The sequence below is a fragment of the Archangium gephyra genome (assembly GCF_042230915.1).
Taxonomy (GTDB): Bacteria; Myxococcota; Myxococcia; order Myxococcales; family Myxococcaceae; genus Archangium; species Archangium gephyra_B.
The window spans coordinates 2,099,285-2,117,121 of the sequence record NZ_CP102578.1 but is presented as its reverse complement, the minus strand read 5'-3'; the positions used below and the strand labels follow the sequence as shown (position 1 = coordinate 2,117,121).

Genomic DNA, 17,837 nt, shown 5'->3' with positions numbered 1-17,837 from the left:
CGGCTGGTCTCCAGGCTCACAACAAGGTCGCGGCCAACGCTTCCAGGCGTTAGGGACTGGTCGGAAAGGCCCCCGGCTCGCCTTGCCTACCCACACGGCCGGTGTCAGGTTCGAACGTTCCATGGCTCAGCGCTACACACTTTCCAACGGACTCACCGTTGTCTTCGATGAGCAGCACGCCGCCCGGGTGGCCGCCTTCCAGGTGTGGGTGAAGGCCGGCAGCGCCGACGAGCGCCCCGACCAGGCCGGCCTGGCGCACCTGCACGAGCACATGCTCTTCAAGGGCACGGCCCGCCGCGGCCCCGGGGAGATCGCCCGCGACATCGAGGCCCATGGCGGGGAGATCAACGCCTGGACGTCCTTCGACCAGACGGTCTACCACATCGTCATCGCCAGCCAGTTCGCCCGCATGGGCCTGGACATCCTCGGCGACGCCATCCGCTCCTCCGCCTTCGACGCGGACGAGCTGTCGCGCGAAATCGAGGTGGTGTGCGAAGAGATCAAGCGCAGCCAGGACACGCCGGCCCGGCGCGCCTCGAGGGACTTGTTCTCCACCGCCTACCAGGAGCACCCCTACCGCTTTCCCGTCATCGGCACGGCGGAGAGCGTGCGCAGCTTCACCCGCGACAAGGTGCTCGAGTTCTACCGGCGGCACTACACGCCCAGGAACCTGGTGCTGTCGGCCGCGGGGGACTTCACCGAGGCGGAGCTGCGCCAGTGGGTGGAGGAGATCTTCGGCGGTGAGTGGGGCCGGCCCTACGAGGGCGGGGTGACGCGCGCGCGCGAGCCCGAGGCCACCCGCCGCCGCGTGCTGCTGCGTCCGGACGAGGTGAAGGAGGTGTACTTCAACCTCGCCTTCCCCATCCCCCAGGCGGACCACCCGGACGTGCCCGCGCTGGACGCGCTGGCCATGCTCGCCGGCCAGGGCGAGACCTCGCGGCTGGTGCTGGAGGTCAAGCGCAAGCGCAGCCTCGTCAACGACATCCACGCGTACGCCTACACGCCGAGGGATCCGGGCCTCTTCTCCGCCAGCCTCACCCTGCCGCCCGCGCAGCTGACGCAGGCGCTCGAGGAGACGGTGCGGGTGCTGAGCAGGCTGCGCACGGAGCTGGTGCCCGCGGACGAGCTGGCCACGGTGAAGGCCCTCATCGAGGCCGAGGCCGTCTACCAGCGCGAGACGGTGCAGGGCCTGGCGCGCAAGATGGGCCACTACCAGTCCTCCATGGGGGACCTGGAGGCGGAGGCGCGCTACTACGAGGCCATCGCCCGGCTCACCCCCGAGCACATCCGCGAGGTGGCCGAGCGCTACCTGCGCTTCGAGCGCACCATCGTCACCGGGCTGCTGCCCCCGGGCACGCCCTTCGGCGCGGAGCAGGCCGAGGAAATTCTGGACCGGGTGTCCCGCGAGACGCTCGCCGCCGCACCCGAGCGCCGCGCCCCCAAGGCCGCGCCCGCCGCTCCCGCCATCCAGGTGGGCCGCACCGCGCCCGCCTCTCCCGGAAGAATCGTCGAGGAGCGGCTGCCGTCCGGGGCGCGCATCCTCGTGCGCGAGGAGCGGGCCGTGCCCCTCTTCGCCATGCGCGCCGCCTTCGCCGGTGGCCTGCGCTACGAGACGCAGGAGAACAACGGCCTCACCACGCTGCTGGGCCGCAGCCTCACCCGGGGCACGCCCTCGCACGACGCGGAGGAGATCTCCCACCTCATCGACAGCTTCGCCGGCTCGCTCTCGGGCCAGGGCGGGCGCAACTCGGTGGGCCTACGCGGCGAGTTCCTCTCGCGCCACTTCCACGCCGCCTTCCGCCTCTTCGCCGACTGCCTCCTCCACCCCAGCTTCCCCGAGGCCGAGGTGGCCCGCGAGCGCACCCTGCTCCTGCAGGACATCCTCACCCGCGAGGACAAGCCCAGCGGCGTGGCGTTCGATCTCTTCGGCCGCACCCTGTTCCGTACGCACCCCTACCGGCTGTCCTCCCTGGGCGAGCACTCCTCGGTGGAGAAGCTGGGGCCGGACGCGCTGCGCGCCTACCACGCCGCGTACATGGATCCCTCGCAGCTCACCCTCACGGTGGTGGGCGACGTGAGGACGGACGAGGTGCTCGCGCTCGCGCACGAGGCCTTCGGGGCCTCCCGCGGCCGCGCGGCGCCTCCGCCCGAGGTGAAGCCCGAGCCGCCGCTCGATGCCCCGCGCTCGAGCAAGAAGCAGCTGGCGCGCGCGCAGTCCCACCTGGTGTGGGGCTTCCAGGGGGTGCGGGTGAACGACCCGAGGCGGCACGCGCTGGAGGTGCTCTCCACGCTGCTCAGTGGCCAGGGCGGGCGCCTCTTCGTGGAGCTGCGCGACAAGCGCTCCATGGCCTACAGCGTGAGCAGCTTCTCCATCGAGGGCGTGGACCCGGGCTACTTCGCCGTCTACATGGGCACCAGCCCCGAGAAGGTGGAGGCCGCGCTGGCCGGCATCCGCGAGGAGCTGGCCCGCGTACGCGACGAGCCCATCCCCGAGGCCGAGCTCGCCCGCGCGAAGCAGCACCTCATCGGCACGCATGAGATTGGCCTGCAGCGCAACGGCTCGCGCGCCGCGCTGCTCGCGCTGGACGCCTGCTACGGCCTGGGCCAGGAGAACTTCCTCCACTACGCCGAGCGCGTGGCGGCGGTGACGGCCGAGGACGTGCGCGCGGTGGCCCGCCAGCTCATCGACTTCGAGCGCGGCGCGCTGGCCCACGTCGGCCCCTGAGCCGGGCCCGCGCTTCCCCGCAAAACAAAATCCCCTCTCCCGCGTGCTGGGGAGAGGGGATTTGAGTTTACCGGGCCCCGATGGGGGCCCGGCTCACCAGGAGGCCCTTACGGCTGGGCGCAGGCCTCGGCGTTCTCGTGACGGCACGCGTGGAGGTTGCGAGGCACCTCCATCCAGTAGATGTCCGGCGTGACGTTCTTCTGGTCACGCAGCTTCTCCGTCTTGGGCGCGTCGCCCGGGCTCGTCACCGCCACTTCGAAGCGGATGCCGCCCGTCTTCGACAGCGAGATGATGGGCGAGCCCTCGCTCGGAGGAGCGGTGGTGGGACGGCCCTTGCTGTTGATGAAGCCGGTGCCCGCGCGGAAGCCCGCGGCCATGTCCGGCAGACCGGTGATGGCGTCCGCCTGCCACGAGTAGGACATGTCACCCGAGCCCGTCAGCGAGCAGGCCGAGCCACTCTTGCCCGCCACCGGGGAGAACGAGGGCCAGAAGACGACGCCCGCGAGCACCGTCGAGCCGGCCGCCGTGCGCTCCAGCAGCGAGTTGTCGTAGCGGATGAACCAGCCCGGCCCCTCGGAGGTGCCGCGCTTGAGCGAGCCAATCTTCGCCGCCGGGATGTAGCGCTGCTTGTAGCCCGACGCGTCCGGCGCCAGGTACTCGTAGGCCGTGTCCGGAATGGTCACGTCCACCAGCTCGCACTTGACGCCCGCGGGGCAGGCATAGCCACCGGCCTTGTCCGACACGCGCATCTTGTCGAACGCGACCGCCTCGTCCTTGGTGACGAACTTGCGCAGGGAGCCACCGTACGCGTGGAAGCCGAAGTAGCGGTTGTTCGCCACGCTCTTCTTCTCGTCGTCGCCCAGCTTCAGGTCCGGGTGCTCGCTCGTGTTGAGGTTGAGGTGATCACCCGTCCACTTGGTGCCGGTGCTCTTGGCGAAGGACTCCGTCTTGAACGTCTTCGCCGTGCCGGTCCAGGGCGCCGGGTAGGTGGTGGTGCCGAGCGCCGCGTCGGGGCAGGCGATGGAGAGCTCCGTCAGCTCCATGCGCGAGCTGGAGCACGCATCACCCAGGCCGGTGACCCACTCCTCCTTGTTCTCCTTGAGCACACCCAGCTCGTACTTGAGCGTGGTGGTGCGCTTCTGGCCGTTGACCTCGGCGACCAGCGTGGCCGACACGTCGCACTTGAGGCGGATGCAGGCCAACAGGTCATCCGGGCCGCAGTCCGTGCCCGCCGTGGTGCGCAGGTGCTGCCGGTCGCCCGTGCCCATGAAGCTGCGCAGCCAGCCCGTCTCCGGCTGCAGGACGTTGGAGGGGATGTTGAAGAAGGGCGCCTTCGCGTGGGCGTTCTGCGGCCCGAAGGTGGACCCGTCCTCACGCTGCATCTCCAGCGAGCGCGCGCCGTACCAGTTGCTCACCTTGCCGGAGGCGTCCAGCTTGCCCGGCTCCATGAGACGGAACGTCCACACCTGGCCGCCCATGTCGCCGACGACCAGGGTGTCGAAGAAGCCGTCCAGATCGCGCTCGACGTTCTCCGCCTTGCCGATGTCCACCAGCGCCGGCGAGGCCGCCACGGGCATCATCTGGTTGATCACGTCGTTGTAGGGATCCGACGCCTTGAAGCCCGGCTGGGCCTCCGCGGACCACAGCATCTTGCCCGTCCACGCGTCCACCATGTAGACGCCGCGGCCGCGCGTCAGGTCCGAGCTGTAGCCGCCGTTGAGCACGGCCACCCAGCGCTCCTCCCACTTGCGCTTGGCATCCGCTCCGGCCACGGACTCGAGGCGGACCGGCCCGATGGGAGGCGGCTTGGGAGCGAAGTTGGACCAGGACTGGCCCATGCTGGCCGACTCCGGGTCGCACGCGTTGGGGAACATCCACCGGAACGGCTTGGTGGCCGGATCCGACGGGGCCGTGAGGCTCTTGAACATCAGGTACGGGTCCGTCATGTCCAGCGCCACGTAGCGCTGGCCACCGCCGCGCTCGGTGATGACGGCGATGGTGCGGAACTCGTTCGACTGCTTGGTGCCGTCCTTGGCGGAGGCATCGTCCGCGGTCGTCTTCATCTCGCCGTCCGCCCAGATGTCACGCACCATGGGCGTGCCGTCCACGAAGTACTCGTGCTTGGCGCCCACCATCAGGCTCAGCTTGGGCAGCAGATCCGGCGGGATGAAGGCCCAGATCTCCTGGCCCGTGCCCACGGTGTAGGTGGTGCCAAAGCCCTTCTTGCCCGCGTCCTCCGGCTTGGGAGGCACGGCCTCACCCACGTGGATGGCGTGCAGCATGCCGCCGTTGGAGCCCACCAGCGCGACGCGCGGACGGGAGGCCATCAGCTTCTGGTAGTCACCATAGGAGCCATTGCGCGCGCCCAGGGTGCTCGCCGCCAGGGGCGTGGGGGCGTAGCAGCGACCGGGACCACTGCTGCCCACGCACCGCGGCTCGGAGGACACCGAGGCGGAGAAGTCCTCGTAGAGCGTGGACACGCACTGGCCATTGAGGCCCAGCGAGCAGAGGAACGGATCTCCCGGCGACTCCACCGTCACCGGCGTGGAGTGGAAGATGTCCGCGAGCTTGCAGGACGTCTTGTCCCCCGCCTTGTTGTCCGCGCACGGCCGCTCCTCGCTCTTGTTGGAGTCACCGTCGTAGTCGAACACGTCCACGCCGCGCACGAAGCGGATGAGCGTCTCGGCACACGTCTTCTGCTGCGCGGCGGTGCCGTCCCACGGCCCCAGTCCGGCCTTGGCGTAGAGCGTGCTGCAGAAAGTGTCGCCACCGGCCAGCAGGTACTTCTGCAGCTCGGCGATGTTGGACTCGTGGAACTCGAGCGGCGGGTTGTCCTCCACGTCGAACTTGCCGTTGTTGTTGCGGTCCACCACCGTGAAGATGCAGCGGCCGCTGTCACCATCGGCGCCGCCGAGCGGCTTGGTCGGATCGCACTTCGCGACGGCCGAGCGCTTGCCGATCGTCTCGCCCAGGTCCCAGAAGGGCTTGGCCAGCACGCCGCCCTCCACCTTGCCATCGCCCACCGGGGTGGCCGTGCTCAGCTTGACCCACTCGCCCGCGGTGTTCTCCTGGACGATGTTGGAGGCCTTGAAGCTCGACACCTTGGGGACGCCCGGCGGGTCGTACTCGATGCCGTCGCTGTCCAGGAAGAAGGTGTCCTCGCAGTCCTTATCCTTGTTCAGGTCGGCCGGGTCGCCCGCCGTGCTCTTCACCCGGGCGTCGTCGCAGCCCTGGGCGAACTCGCTGTAGTAGAAGAAGCGGTAGAGGTGGCCCTCGTACGGACGGTTGCGGCGGGGGATGAAGCGGGGAACGAACACGGAGGACTGCACGCCCGTCGCCTGCACGCCGGAGATGTTGGCGGCGGCGAACGAGGTGGACAGCTGGCGGATGTCGCCGAGGGCGTCCAGGATGGCGGTGCGCAGCTGCACGGCATCGTTGGCCTGGTAGAAGTTGCCCTTGCCGGCGCGCGCGATGCTCTGGAGCATGGCGCTGTTGTCGCCGTAACCGATGGTGTACGTGCGCATGGACTGCACGCCCGGCATGTCGTCTCGCAGGTCCATGTTGGCCAGGAAGAACGACACGTCATCCATGAAGTTGCGGTTGCCCACGCCGTGGCCGACCGGCCAGTTGTAGTAGGTGTAGTCGCAATCCGCCTTGGTGAAGTACTCGTCCGGGGTGGGCTCCGGGTGGTCCACCTTCACGAACTGGTCGCAGTAGTTGATGCCGCCCACGTCCGGGTTGGTGTCCGGAGTGGTCGCGTCGAAGCGCACCGGCGTGCCCTCGAGCGCACCCGTCTTGGCGCCGTGCCGCACGCCCTTGTCCACCAGCAGCTGCATCATCTTGGTGATGGGCACCGAGTTGTCGTACTTGGGCGCGCCGTCCGTGAGGACGATGACGGAGCTGACCTGGCAGCCGAAGCACACGGAGCGACGGCCACCGGGGGTCGGATCCTCCCAGGGCTGGCCCGGCAGGTACTTGCCGGTATACGGGTCCGTGTAGGGCGGCTTGACCCACTCCTTGGAGTCCACGCCCCAGAAGGCGCCCGGCTTGCCGGTGTACGGGTCATCCGTGGTGCCACCGTTGCAGCAGCCCGGCCAGCCGAAGTAGCCCGGGTTGAGGGGCTGCTTGAACCAGTTCTCCCACTTGCCGTCCGCCTTCTGCGAGGAGAAGTAGCCACCGAGGCCGAACAGCGCCTCACCGATGGAGCGCTCGTTGTTGCGGAAGTTCACCTCGTTCACCGCCGCCGTGAGCCGGGCGCGGTTGAGGCCCGTCGAGCCCGTCTCCTTGATCTCCGGGAAGGAGTCGTCGCAGCTCGGACGCAGCGGCTCGAGGATCAACGTGGGGTCGAACCAACCGTGGTCCTCGCCGAAGGTGGCCACGCCCATGCGCACGTTGGGCGCCATCTTGATGACGTCCTTGAGCACCTTGCGCGCCACCACGAACTTGGGCGGACGCACGTTGAGCACGCGGCCGCTGAGCACCCACTTGCGCATCGCCTCGGGAGGAAGCGGCGGCTCGTCCAGCTCCTTGAGGGGGCCGGCCTGGCTCGGATTCGTCGCCTGGGTCTTGGCCGTCACGACCGGACCGCGCCACCAGCCCTTGGTCGCCAGACACGCCCGGCACTCGGTCATGAGGGGCGCGTCGACGGAACCATAGGGGTAATCCGTCGTGTCCCAACCCACGCTCGCGTAGCAGGCCGTCAGCGCGTCCCCGTAGCTGTTCAGGGGGCCTTCGAAGTCGTTACCGTTGATGGTGTACGGACCCTCCTTCACGTTCCACGCGAGGCGCCGGCCGCGCGAGAAGTAGAAGCGGTTCGGGTCGAAGAACGCAGAGGACAGGGCACCGTCGGAGTCGTAGACGATGGAGCCGTTCTTCTCCGGCAGGGGGCTGGCCTTGTCGAACCAGCTGTCCATCGCGGCGACGAGCGCCGGGTCCGAGCAGCCCGTGTTGGTGGCCAGACCGGCCGAGCCCTCGCCGCCGAGATCGCCGGGAGCGGGGCTGGCGGGCGTGGGGTAGTAGCCCGGCGTGAAGACCTCGGGCAGGTACTGGGGGTAGTCCTGCATGGACTCGTTGTTGCCCAGCAGGAACATGGCGCTCGGAGGGCTGGAGGGGACTTCGAAGAAGTCCTTGTCGCCTCCCTGCGAGGGATTGATCATCGCGTCGCCGATGGCCAGCGCGCTCGTGCAGCAGGCGGCCTTGGGAGGCACGTCCACCTCACCCGAGCGGCTGTCCCTGGCCAGCAGTCCCACTGCCCCCGCAACCACTACGCCCGCGGCCACGCCGACTCCGCGGACCAGTGGCTTCCGCAGGGTACGTCGCATGGTGTCGAAGTCGATGCGCATCATGAAAGGCTCCTAGAGACCGAATCGCACGACGAATTCCACTTCGGTCCCACGACCGTTTTCGTCCACACAGTGGACCGTAATCTTATGCGGAACGCCACCCAAGCTGGTTTTTCCGACTGTATTCGACAGATCTCTCAGCGCCCGCCGGTCTCCGCCCGCCCTGCCTTCGACGGCCGTGATGCCCGCGACTGACATCTGTCCCATGTGGCCGCTACGCGCACATCGGGAGTCCTCGGGGACGGTGCCCGCGTCAGGGCAGTTGGTGGCGCCGGCCGCGTTGAGGTCCACGTTGACGGCGGAGAGATCCACGGGCGCGCCATCCAAGAGGCTGAAGCGCGAGAGCATGTACTGGCGGCCGGCGTCCGCGCATGCGAGCAGCTCATCGCCGCTGCGCTCGTTGCGGGCCGCGCCCAGCTCACTGTGAGAGAAGGAAACGGCAGCGGCGGCCAGCAGACTGATGACCGCCAGCAACACCACCACCAGCAACAGCACGGAACCGCGTCTGCCGAGGCGTTTCTTCATGGCAAGTCCTCCTAGCCTCCAGCGCAATTGAAGTCATCCTTGGGAAGGGCGCCCTTGCAGGCGTCCGGAGTCGTCGAGTCCAGCGTATAGACGGGCACGGGCATCTCCGAGGAGCGCATGTTACGCACGTGCACCGACATCTCGGAGACGATGCGGCGGAAGCCGTAGTCCTTGGGCTTGGGAATGGGGTCCTCGGGTACCGGGACGAGCTTGCCACTCGAGGTGGTCAGCTTGCTGCCGAAGGAGGGAATCTGGTTCATCACCTGGGGGCTGGCGCCCGAGTCGCGCGTGGTGCTGCGCGCCACCAGGCCCACCACCACGGCGCGGATGTTGGCCGGGTTGTCGTTGGCGCGCCGCGGGTCGTCCAGGGGCGTGTCGTAGCCGGGCGCCGGGTGGACCGTGTCGTCGTACTTGGTGGGGATGAAGAAGGAGCCATCGCCGCGCAGGAAGGAGACGCGCAGCGCCTCGATGTCCTCGGCCACCGGCTCGCCGTACGAGTTGTCCACATCCACCTCGGCCAGCCCGTGACGGCGGAACAGGTAGGGCCGGTCCGGCGTGGTGGGATTGCCATCCTCGTCGATGAGCCGGATGGAGTAGTCGAAGACGTCGATCTTGAAGACGTACACGCTCAGCCCGCCGGAGCCCGAGCCGAAGCAGCTGGCGGAGAAGTCGTTGAGCCGGGGGAACCTGCCGTTGGCCGGCTCCAGCACCAGGTTCGTGGCGCCCTTGGGAGCATCCGCGCTGAGCTGCCCGTAGCTCCAGCCGAGCGCGCCGGGGCACACCACCTGGACGATCTGCCCCTTGCGCAGCGTCTCGGTCAGGCCCTTGGCCAGGTTGATGGACGTGGCGGTCATCGAGGAGGCGAAGGCGTTGAACGCCGGGTTGCGCATCCGGAAGACGAGCCGGTCCGAGCGGTTGATGGCGCCGAGCGAGTCGCGCGACCAGCCATCCGGGAAGTCGAAGGCGAGCGGCGGCTCCATGCCGTAGCCGGCCATGCGCAGGTTGCGCACCACCATCATGTGCGTCTGCCGCAGCGAGGCCTGCCCGCCGCGGATACCCGCCTGCGTGTAGAAGGACTGGGTGTAGCCGAGGAAGGCCGCGGAGACCGCGAGCACCGTGAGGAATGTCACGGCCGAGCCCACCATCAGCTCGATGAGGGTAAATCCACGCTGGCGCCGCATCACACGCCTCCCATCTGGATGCGCATCGTCTGGGTCGTCACGACGCGCGGCTCCCCCGCATCCATGTAGAGCACCTTCACCCAGACCTGCATGCGCTTCACCCCTTCACGCACCTCCTGGGTGCGGACGATGTAGTAGCGCTGGTAGACGGTCTCGTTGCGGCCCTCCACCTTGTCCTCGTCCTTGAAGGCGGCCCGCTGCAGGCCACCGAACTGGGCACCGCCCAGGCGCAGCATCAGCTCGCCGTGCATGCACGCGAGGTAGGCGTTGTAGTCACCGGTGCCGGGATGGAGCAGCTTGTCGCCCTTGTCCAGCGGATCATCCGCGCACAGGGCGTCGTTGGCGGCCAGGCGCGAGTCGTTGAAGTCCCAGAGCTGGATCTGCTCGGCCAGGTCGTTGGCGACATCGGTGGCCTGCATGAGCCGGCGGGCCTGGCCGGTGGCGCCGCGCGCCTGGACGAGCGCGCCGAGCAGACCGGCGAGACCCACCAGGAACACGACGGAGGCGATGAGGGATTCGATCGTCGTGAAGCCGTGGCGTGGGCGGAAGGGAGCGCGTCGCAGCATGGCAATCACCTCGCAGCCGAGAAGGTCCGGACGAGACCGGTGTTGGTGATGACGATGGCCTGCGCGCTCTGCAGACCGCCGCCGCCCACCGGGAGGAAAGCGATGGAGGCCGCGCCAGCCGTGGACGGCTTGCCCTCGGCATCGGCGAACGTCACGCCCCCATCCGGCTCGAAGAAGATGACGCCGCGCAGGGGCTTGGTCGAGCCGTCCCCGGAGCAGAAGGTGCAGGGCTTCTCGCTGGGAACGAAGCAGAAGGGCGGCGGGAAGATGTCGGTACTCACCGACGGCTGGCCCTTGGCCAGGCCAATGCGCGTGGACAGCAGCGAGGTGCAGCCCTTGTGCGCCACGCGGCCCACCGCCTCGATGAAGCCGCCCTCCAGCACCCGCACCGAGGGGTTGAAGTTGCCCGAGTCGAACAGCGGGAAGTCCGCCCCCGGTGGCGCGGGAGCAGCGGGCTTCAGATCCGCCAGCGAGCGCCAGCTCGGATTGGCCTTCATCGTCGCGGCCAGGTTGGACCAGGCGTCCACCACCACCCAGTAGCGGATGGGGTCGCCCAGCGTGGGCCCGTCCGCGTTGAGCACCACCGCCACGCGCTGGTTGCGGCCGTACGCCTGCGAGCGGGCACTGGAGATGACCGCGGCGAACTCGAGCGCGCCGCCTGTCAGCCGCGTGCGCTGCGGCAACACCTCCAGCGCGGCGTACGCGAGCGCGGCGAGAATGGCGATGATTCCCACGACAGTCGCCATCTCGATGAGGGAGAAACCGGTATTGCGGCGGGTTCGCTTCATAGGGAGTCCATCATCCGGCGCCCCCGAGCAGAGCCCCACACCATCCAGACACCGGGCGCACAAAGAAAAGCTGAGCTGCGAGAGCTACTACATGGTCCTTGGTGGAGCAGCTTACCGCAAATTCCGACGAGGGATCATCGCATCCTCGGCTCCCCCGCGGGACGAGCAGCGGAGCAGACGTGCTGCCTCGGAAATTTCTTTCCCCGCTGCAGGCATCCCGGCATCTTCGGGAAAGCAACGCCAGACGCGAGAAGGGCCACATGACGGGGACGTATCAGACACTCACGGTGGATCTGCCGGAAGCGGAGTTGGAAGCCGCCCAGGACCTGCTGCACGAAGAGGGCGCCATGGGACTGGAGGTACGGGACCGGGAGGGTCCCACCATGCCGGGAGTGCGGGCGCCCGCGCCAGGCGAGGCCATCGTCGTGGCCTACTTCGAGGACGCGGAGACAGCCGAGCAGGCCCGCGCGGCCCTCGCGGAGGCCCACCCCTCGGCGCGCCTTCAGCTGGCCGAGGAGCAGCAGCAGGACTGGAGCAATGCCTGGAAGGCCCACATCAAGTCCGTGCAGGTGGGCCGGCTGTGGGTAGGGCCCCCCTGGGAAGCGCAGAACGCTCCGGCCGACAAGGTGCGCCTCGTCATCGAGCCGAAGATGGCCTTCGGCACCGGCGACCATCCCACCACCTCGCTGTGTCTGGGTGCGGTGGATGACTACATGAGCACCCATCCGGGCGCGAGCGTGCTGGATGTGGGGACAGGTACGGGCGTGTTGGCCATCGCCGCGAAGAAGCTCGGCGCCGGACGGGTGGTGGGCACGGACAACGATCCGGTGTCGGTGGAGCTGTCGCGGGAGAACGCCGTGGACAACGGCACGCCGGACGTGGAGCTGTCGGGCAAGGAGCTGACGGAGGTGGAGGGCACCTTCGACCTGGTGGTGGCCAACATCCTCGCCAACACGCTCATCGAGCTGGCGCCCCTCATCGTCGCCAAGGTGAAGGACAGGCTGCTGATGGCCGGCGTGCTCGCGCACCAGAAGGCGGAGGTGGAGGCCGCGTACGTGAACCTCGGCCTGGTGCCGGAGCCGGGCGCCCAACAGGGCGAGTGGGTACGGCTGGATTTCCACCGCGCCCAGTAGTGTTCCCCCAGGGTTGCCTACCATTCGGTCCGAGGAGGGTTAGAGTTTCCCCATGCTGAAGCCACAGACCCAGGCCCTGTTCGACGAGTACACCTCCGCCCACCAGCACCCCACCAACCGCCTCACCCACAAGCTCGCCATCCCCCTCATCGTCCTGCACATCGTCGCCATGCTGGACTGGGTGCGGCTGGCCTCCGTGCCCGCCCTCCCCGGTGGCTCGCTCACCCTCGCCTTCGTCGCCTGGGCCCTGGCCTCCATCTGGTTCCTGCGCGCCGACGCCAAGCTGGGACTCATCGTCTCCGCCGCCACCGCCCTCTGCATCCCGCTGGGCCGGCTGCTGCCTGTCTGGACCGTCGTCGGCATCGCGGTCGTCGGCTGGCTCGTCCAGCTCGCCGGCCACGCCGTCTGGGAGAAGAAGTCTCCTTCCTTCTTCACCAACCTCGTGCACGCCCTCGTCGGGCCCCTGTTCTTCGTCGCCCTGCTGACCGGGGACTACAAGCTCGCTCCCCAGGCCCAGACGGCTCCGCAGACGGCTCGGTAGTTCTCGGGGGTACTCGGGTGGGCCCTCGCGGCTCGACCCGGGGTCCTGGCACCCTCACCCCGACCCTCTCCCGAGGGGAGAGGGAGTGGGGGCGGAGTGGGCTTGGGCTGTGGGGGTCGCTCAGTGGGACTCGGCGGTTCTCGGCATCCTGGGGACGGGCTCCGTCTTGTCCGGCGGCGCCCGGCCCTTCAGGGAGTAGACCACCACCGCTTCCTTCCTCCCCTTCACCCGCTCCTCGGACATCCGCTCCCCCTGGAAACGGCCCTCCCCCGCCCTCCAGGTGCTCTCGCTCACCAGGATGTCCACCCCCAACGCCTTCGTCAGGCCTTCCACCCGCGAGGCCAGGTTCACCGCGTCCCCGATCACCGTGTACTCGTGCTGCTCCGCGCCGCCCAGCATCCCCGCCGCCACCACCCCCGTGTGCAGCCCGATGCCAATGCGCAGCGCCGGCTCCCCCCGCTGCGCCCTCCACGCGTTGAGCTCCTCCAGCTTCTTCCTCATGTCCAGCGCCGCCTGCATCGCGTGCGCCGCGTGATTCGCGTCCCCGTCCGGCACTCCCCAGCACGCCAGCATCCCGTCCCCCAGGAACTTGTTCACGATGCCCCCGTGCCCCATCACAATCTGCCCCATGTGCCCGAAGTAGTCGTCCAGCAGCCCCAGCACCGCCCGCGGTGGCAATGACTCGCTCAGCGCCGTGAAGTCCCGGATGTCGCTGAAGAGGATCGTCACCTCCCGCTGCACCGGCTCCAACGTCCCATCCCCCGTCTGCAGCACCCGCTCCACCACCTGACGCGGCAGGAAGCGCGAGAGGTTGTCGCGCCTCCTCAGCCCCAGGAACATGCTGCTCACCGCCGTGTTCGCCCACCCGATGAGCAGCCCCAGCGCGATGTAGCAGCCCAGCACGTAGCTCACCTTCGAGACCGAGAACTCCCCCATCACCCAGCACACCAGCGCGTACGTCACCGAGGACGTCACCGTGGACAGCACCACGTGCAGCCAGCTGTAGCGCGCCACCGAGAAGGCAATCACCACCGCGCAGCTCGCCGCCAGCATCTGCGGGTTGAAGTGCCCCGAGCTGGAGGCCCCCCGCCAGGCCACGAAGCCGAAGAAGCCCCCGTCCAACAGCGTGGTGAACACCGGCATCCACCTCGCCTTGCCCCGGTTCGGCTTCTGGCGATGGAGGATCAGCGTGATGGAGATCGCGAACACCAGATAGGACAGCACCGCCACCAGCCTCGGCGTGTCCTTCGGGCCCAGCTCGCCCGACATCCGCGCGATGACGGCCTGACTGAACGTCACCAGCACGAACAGCGCCAGGCGCACCCGCGACACCACGCGCTCGCCCCGCAGCGCGCTCTCGGCCAACACCCGCTCCTGGTTGGCCCGGGCGACCTCGAACCGGGCCACCGTACTGTCGTCACTCGCACGGCGCGCCATGGCGGCCTCCTGAACCCTCATGAGAACCGCAGCCGCCCCACCGCACGCAAGCTGCCCGTCACCGCTCCCCGCGTGTTGCGCTGCAACGGCTCCACGTGGTGCCCCAACCCCTCCATCGGCACCGCCACGCGCCCCTCGTACCGCTCGAACACCTGCCGCAGCACCTCCAGCAGCGCCGGCGGCGAGCACCTCATGTCCCCGTCCTCCACCTTCAGCGCGACCCCCAGCCCCAGCGCCGGCACCGCCGCGCTGTAGATGCCCTCGGCCCCCACCTTCGCCAGCACCAGCCCGCGCCCCGCCGCCATCAGCTCCGTGCACAGCCGGCCCGTGCCCGCCACCAGCTCCGGGTGCGCCCACATCGCCTCGCGCAGCCGCATCGCCGCCTCCAGCTCCGACACCCCGAAACGCGCGTACGCCATCGCCATCGCCCGCAGCGGCAGCCCGAAGCACACCGCCGTGCACCCATCCACCGCCTGCAACAACTCCCCCGCCGGCAGCCCCGTCCAGTGCGCCACCTCCTCCAGGATGCGCGCCTGCACCGGATGCCCCGCGCGCTCGTACCCCTCCGTGGCCCAGCCGTGGTGCTTCGCCAACGCCAACATCCCCGCGTGCTTGCCCGAGCAGTTGCTCCACTTCTCGGTGATGACCGTCCCCTGGCGCACCGCCTCGTCCGCCACCGCCTGCGACAACGGCGGGTGCGGCCCGCACGCCAGCTGCGACTCCTCGCACCCCGTGGCCTTCAGCATCCCCGCGCACACCTCGCGGTGCACCGGCTCGCTCGAGTGCGAGGCACACGCGAGCGCCAGCTCCCGCGGGCCGAAGCCGAAGTGGTCCGCCGCCCCGTCCCGCACCAGCGGCAACGCCTGGAACGCCTTCGCCGCCGAGCGCCACATGGACACCCGCTCGGGGTTGCCCGCCGAGGCCACCAGCACGCCCCGCGCGTCCACCACCGCCACCGATACCTGGTGCACGGACTCGACGTGGCCGGAGCGCGTCGATTCGATCAGAAGAGAGGACATGTCGCGCTGCGCATAGCAGGTGTGCCGCCGCTTTGCCTCGCTCCCGATGGCTCGCCCCCTCGCCTCCCCTCCCCCATGAACCGGTGGATGGGTTGGCGGGTGCCACCGGCCGCCCGAGATTGAGCGAAGGAACACCCCCTCAGGAGCCCACCATGGCAGGCAAGTTCAGCAAGACCACGACACCCGGCAGGGGCTACACGGACGCCGTTACCCAATCCAGCGCCTCCACCGACTCCTCCAGACGCGGCGTCCCCGACGAGCGGCGCGGCTTCGCGGAGCAGCGCGAGGGCCACTTCGCGGGCAGCGCGGATGACGACACCGTGACGGGCCGCAAGGCCGGCTACGGCGCCGACCCCACCAACACGCCTCCCGGTCTGTCGGCCGAGGGAGCAGGCGGCCCCGAGGACGCCGGCACGGAGAGCGACGAAGCACCCAGCGGCCGCGTGCAGGGTGGGTAGAGCACCAACAAATAGATGACTCATGCCAGGACAGGCCCTCTCGCGATTACTGGACCGCCTCCCCTTCGGGAGGAGTGTCATCGACGGAGTCCCCGCCGCACCGCCCCAGCACCTGCCGCACCAGGAGCCCACCCAGGTCTTCCAGGGCTTCGAGTCGCTGCCCCCCGCTGAGGGCCCGCGCCGGCTCGGGACGGGAACCACGCTGCTGGTGCACCACCCCCAGCCGCGCCCGCCCCGCGACCACGTGCTCCGCGTGATGACGTACAACATCCTCCTGGGCGGCGAGCGCCGGGCCCTGCTGGAGAGCTACTTCGCCTCGATGGAGGAGCTCGGCCGGATGCCGGACGTCATCGCGCTCCAGGAGGCCAGCCAGCCCACCGCCGTGGAGCTCGCGCGCGACTACGGCTTCCACCTCGTCTACCAAGGCCGCGACGTGGCCGGGCCCGTCATCAACGGCAAGGCCCTCCTCAGCCGCCACCCCCTCCTCGAGGGCGCGCACTACACCTATGCCTTCCCCGAGGACACCCGCGCCGCCGCCATCGCCCGCCAGGGCTTCGTCGGCGAGCTGGACGAGGACCGGGGCGCGCTCTTCGCCCTCATCGACGTGCTCGGCATGCCCGTGGCCCTCTACAACGTGCACCACACGCTGGGCGACAGCGGCATCAACGCCGGCCAGCTCTGGCAGCTCCAGGCCACCCTGCACGCGCGCGACGGCGTGCCCTCCATCGCCCTGGGCGACTTCAACGCCAACATCAACGTCAAGCACCACTACTCGCTGCTGCCCAGCCCCATCCGCAAGCACGAGCCCACCGGGACGGTGAAGGACTACGAGTCGCGCTACGGCGACGTGCACCCCAGCGTGGGCGACTGGGGCGTGGGCAACATCGGCGACGTGCGCGTGCGCCGCGCCCTCCACGCCCTCGAGCACGAGCTGCCGGATCCCCTGCGCCGCGCCCGCGAGCTGCGCGTGCGCATGCCGGATGGCACCCTCATTCACCCGGACAAGGCCCGCGAGATGCTCGTCGCCGGCGCCTTCCCGAAGAACTCGGAGCAGTGGCTGCGCCTCCAGGACGTGGCCGACATGTCCACCCTCAACTCGCTGCCCGACGGGCAGGGCGTGGTGCCCGCCACCGGCAAGCGCTTCGACACCTTCTTCGCCTCGCGCCAGCTCGAGCCCCTGCTGCTCGAGGTAGACCACTCCACCGACGCGTCCGACCACCTGCCCTCCGTCGCCGACTTCCAGCTGCGCGGCCTCCGCCACTGAGCCGGCCCTGGTAGAAAGGGGGCCCCCACCCCCGGAGGACAGCCCACCCGTGGTCCGACTCTTCGTCCCGCTCCCCGAGCCCGCTCCCCCCGAGGTGACGCTCTCGGGCGAGCGGCGCCATTACCTCGTCCACGTCCTGCGGCTCGCCGAGGGCTCCCCGCTCGAGGTCTTCGACGGCGCGGGCCGCGCTTTCGAGGCCCGCGTGGCCTCCCTGGACGCGGAGCAGGTGCGCCTGGTGCTCGGCGAGGCCCGGCATACGCCTCCCTCCCGGCCGCTGCACATCCTGCAGGGGCTCCCCAAGGGCGACAAGCTGGAGTGGGTGCTGCAGAAGGGCACCGAGCTGGGCGCCACCGCCTTCCACCCCGTGGCCACCGCCCGCAGCGTGGTGAAGCTCGAGCCCAAGCGCGCCGAGGAGCGCACCGCCCGCTGGACGAAGATCGTCGAGGAGGCCGCCCGCCAGTGCCGGCGCAATGACGTGCCGCTCGTCCACACGCCCTGCCCCCTCGTGGACGCGGCGCGCGCGCTCGCTCCTGGTACCACCCTGCTCGTGCTCGACGAGGAGGAGTCCGCCGTGCCGCTGAGCGAGGCCTTCCGCTCCTGCGCGCCCGGCTCGCCCGTGGCCCTGGTGGTGGGCCCCGAGGGCGGCCTCGCCCGCGAGGAGGTGTCCGCGCTCCGGGCCCTCGGAGCCCGCCCCGTCACGCTCGGCCGCCGCATCCTGCGCACCGAGACGGCCGCCCTCGCCGCGCTCGCCGTCATGGGCTTCCTGGACGGAGAGCTGGGTTAGCGCCTGGCCAGGTGCCGGGTGGACGGGCCCCCGCTGCCTCGCGGATGCCCACCCCGTGCCGCCGTTCCTATGTT

The 17,837-nt window shown here is 69.6% G+C and carries 13 protein-coding genes; 6 read left to right on the top strand and 7 right to left on the bottom strand.

The window, feature by feature from the left end; translation table 11 throughout:
- The first annotated feature begins 121 nt into the window (after positions 1–121).
- Positions 122–2,725: a M16 family metallopeptidase gene (locus NR798_RS08420; protein ID WP_375770917.1), complete on the top strand. Its 2,604-nt coding sequence runs from the start codon at positions 122–124 to the stop codon at positions 2,723–2,725.
- Positions 2,726–2,832: 107 nt separating this feature from the next.
- Here the strand turns inward: NR798_RS08420 and NR798_RS08415 are convergent, their stop codons facing one another.
- From NR798_RS08415 to NR798_RS08395, 5 genes are read right to left on the bottom strand one after another with little or no spacing between them, the layout of a single operon-like run.
- Positions 2,833–8,070 carry a hypothetical protein gene (locus tag NR798_RS08415; RefSeq protein WP_375770916.1) on the bottom strand — a complete coding sequence of 1,746 codons (5,238 nt, stop codon included), beginning with the start codon at positions 8,068–8,070 and terminating at the stop codon, positions 2,833–2,835.
- A 9-nt stretch (positions 8,071–8,079) separates the two neighbouring features.
- Complete coding sequence (locus NR798_RS08410) at positions 8,080–8,592, bottom strand: hypothetical protein (protein ID WP_375770915.1); 513 nt, start codon at positions 8,590–8,592, stop codon at positions 8,080–8,082.
- A gap of 11 nt (positions 8,593–8,603) precedes the next feature.
- A complete protein-coding gene (locus NR798_RS08405) occupies positions 8,604–9,773 on the bottom strand; it encodes a prepilin-type N-terminal cleavage/methylation domain-containing protein (protein WP_375770914.1) in 1,170 nt (389 codons plus the stop codon).
- Positions 9,773–10,339, bottom strand: coding sequence for a hypothetical protein (locus NR798_RS08400; RefSeq protein ID WP_375770913.1), 567 nt, complete (start codon positions 10,337–10,339; stop codon positions 9,773–9,775). The genes NR798_RS08405 and NR798_RS08400 overlap by 1 nt, the downstream gene beginning before the upstream one ends.
- A 5-nt stretch (positions 10,340–10,344) precedes the next feature.
- Positions 10,345–11,127 carry a Tfp pilus assembly protein FimT/FimU gene (locus NR798_RS08395; RefSeq protein WP_375770912.1) on the bottom strand — a complete coding sequence of 261 codons (783 nt, stop codon included), beginning with the start codon at positions 11,125–11,127 and terminating at the stop codon, positions 10,345–10,347.
- A gap of 260 nt (positions 11,128–11,387) precedes the next feature.
- Here NR798_RS08395 and prmA point away from each other — a divergent pair, with 260 nt between their 5' ends.
- Complete coding sequence (gene prmA, locus NR798_RS08390; RefSeq protein ID WP_375770911.1) at positions 11,388–12,260, top strand: 50S ribosomal protein L11 methyltransferase; 873 nt, start codon at positions 11,388–11,390, stop codon at positions 12,258–12,260.
- Positions 12,261–12,312: 52 nt separating this feature from the next.
- Positions 12,313–12,801, top strand: a complete 489-nt coding sequence (locus NR798_RS08385; protein WP_375770910.1) for a DUF962 domain-containing protein — start codon at positions 12,313–12,315, stop codon at positions 12,799–12,801.
- Positions 12,802–12,921: 120 nt separating this feature from the next.
- Here NR798_RS08385 and NR798_RS08380 read toward each other — a convergent pair whose 3' ends face one another.
- Positions 12,922–14,238: an adenylate/guanylate cyclase domain-containing protein gene (locus tag NR798_RS08380; protein WP_375770909.1), complete on the bottom strand. Its 1,317-nt coding sequence runs from the start codon at positions 14,236–14,238 to the stop codon at positions 12,922–12,924.
- Positions 14,239–14,255: 17 nt separating this feature from the next.
- Complete coding sequence (locus tag NR798_RS08375) at positions 14,256–15,257, bottom strand: asparaginase (RefSeq protein ID WP_375770908.1); 1,002 nt, start codon at positions 15,255–15,257, stop codon at positions 14,256–14,258.
- A 152-nt stretch (positions 15,258–15,409) separates the two neighbouring features.
- On the opposite strand from NR798_RS08375, the gene NR798_RS08370 reads away from it, so the two are divergent.
- Genes NR798_RS08370 through NR798_RS08360 form a run of 3 tightly spaced genes read left to right on the top strand, consistent with a single transcriptional unit; the run spans position 15,410 to position 17,763 of the window.
- Entirely contained in the window at positions 15,410–15,715 is a 306-nt protein-coding gene (locus tag NR798_RS08370) for a hypothetical protein (RefSeq protein WP_375770907.1), read from the top strand.
- Positions 15,716–15,737: 22 nt separating this feature from the next.
- Positions 15,738–16,979 carry an endonuclease/exonuclease/phosphatase family protein gene (locus NR798_RS08365; RefSeq protein WP_375770906.1) on the top strand — a complete coding sequence of 414 codons (1,242 nt, stop codon included), beginning with the start codon at positions 15,738–15,740 and terminating at the stop codon, positions 16,977–16,979.
- A 49-nt stretch (positions 16,980–17,028) separates the two neighbouring features.
- Positions 17,029–17,763, top strand: coding sequence for a 16S rRNA (uracil(1498)-N(3))-methyltransferase (locus NR798_RS08360; RefSeq protein ID WP_375770905.1), 735 nt, complete (start codon positions 17,029–17,031; stop codon positions 17,761–17,763).
- Positions 17,764–17,837: the final 74 nt, after the last annotated feature.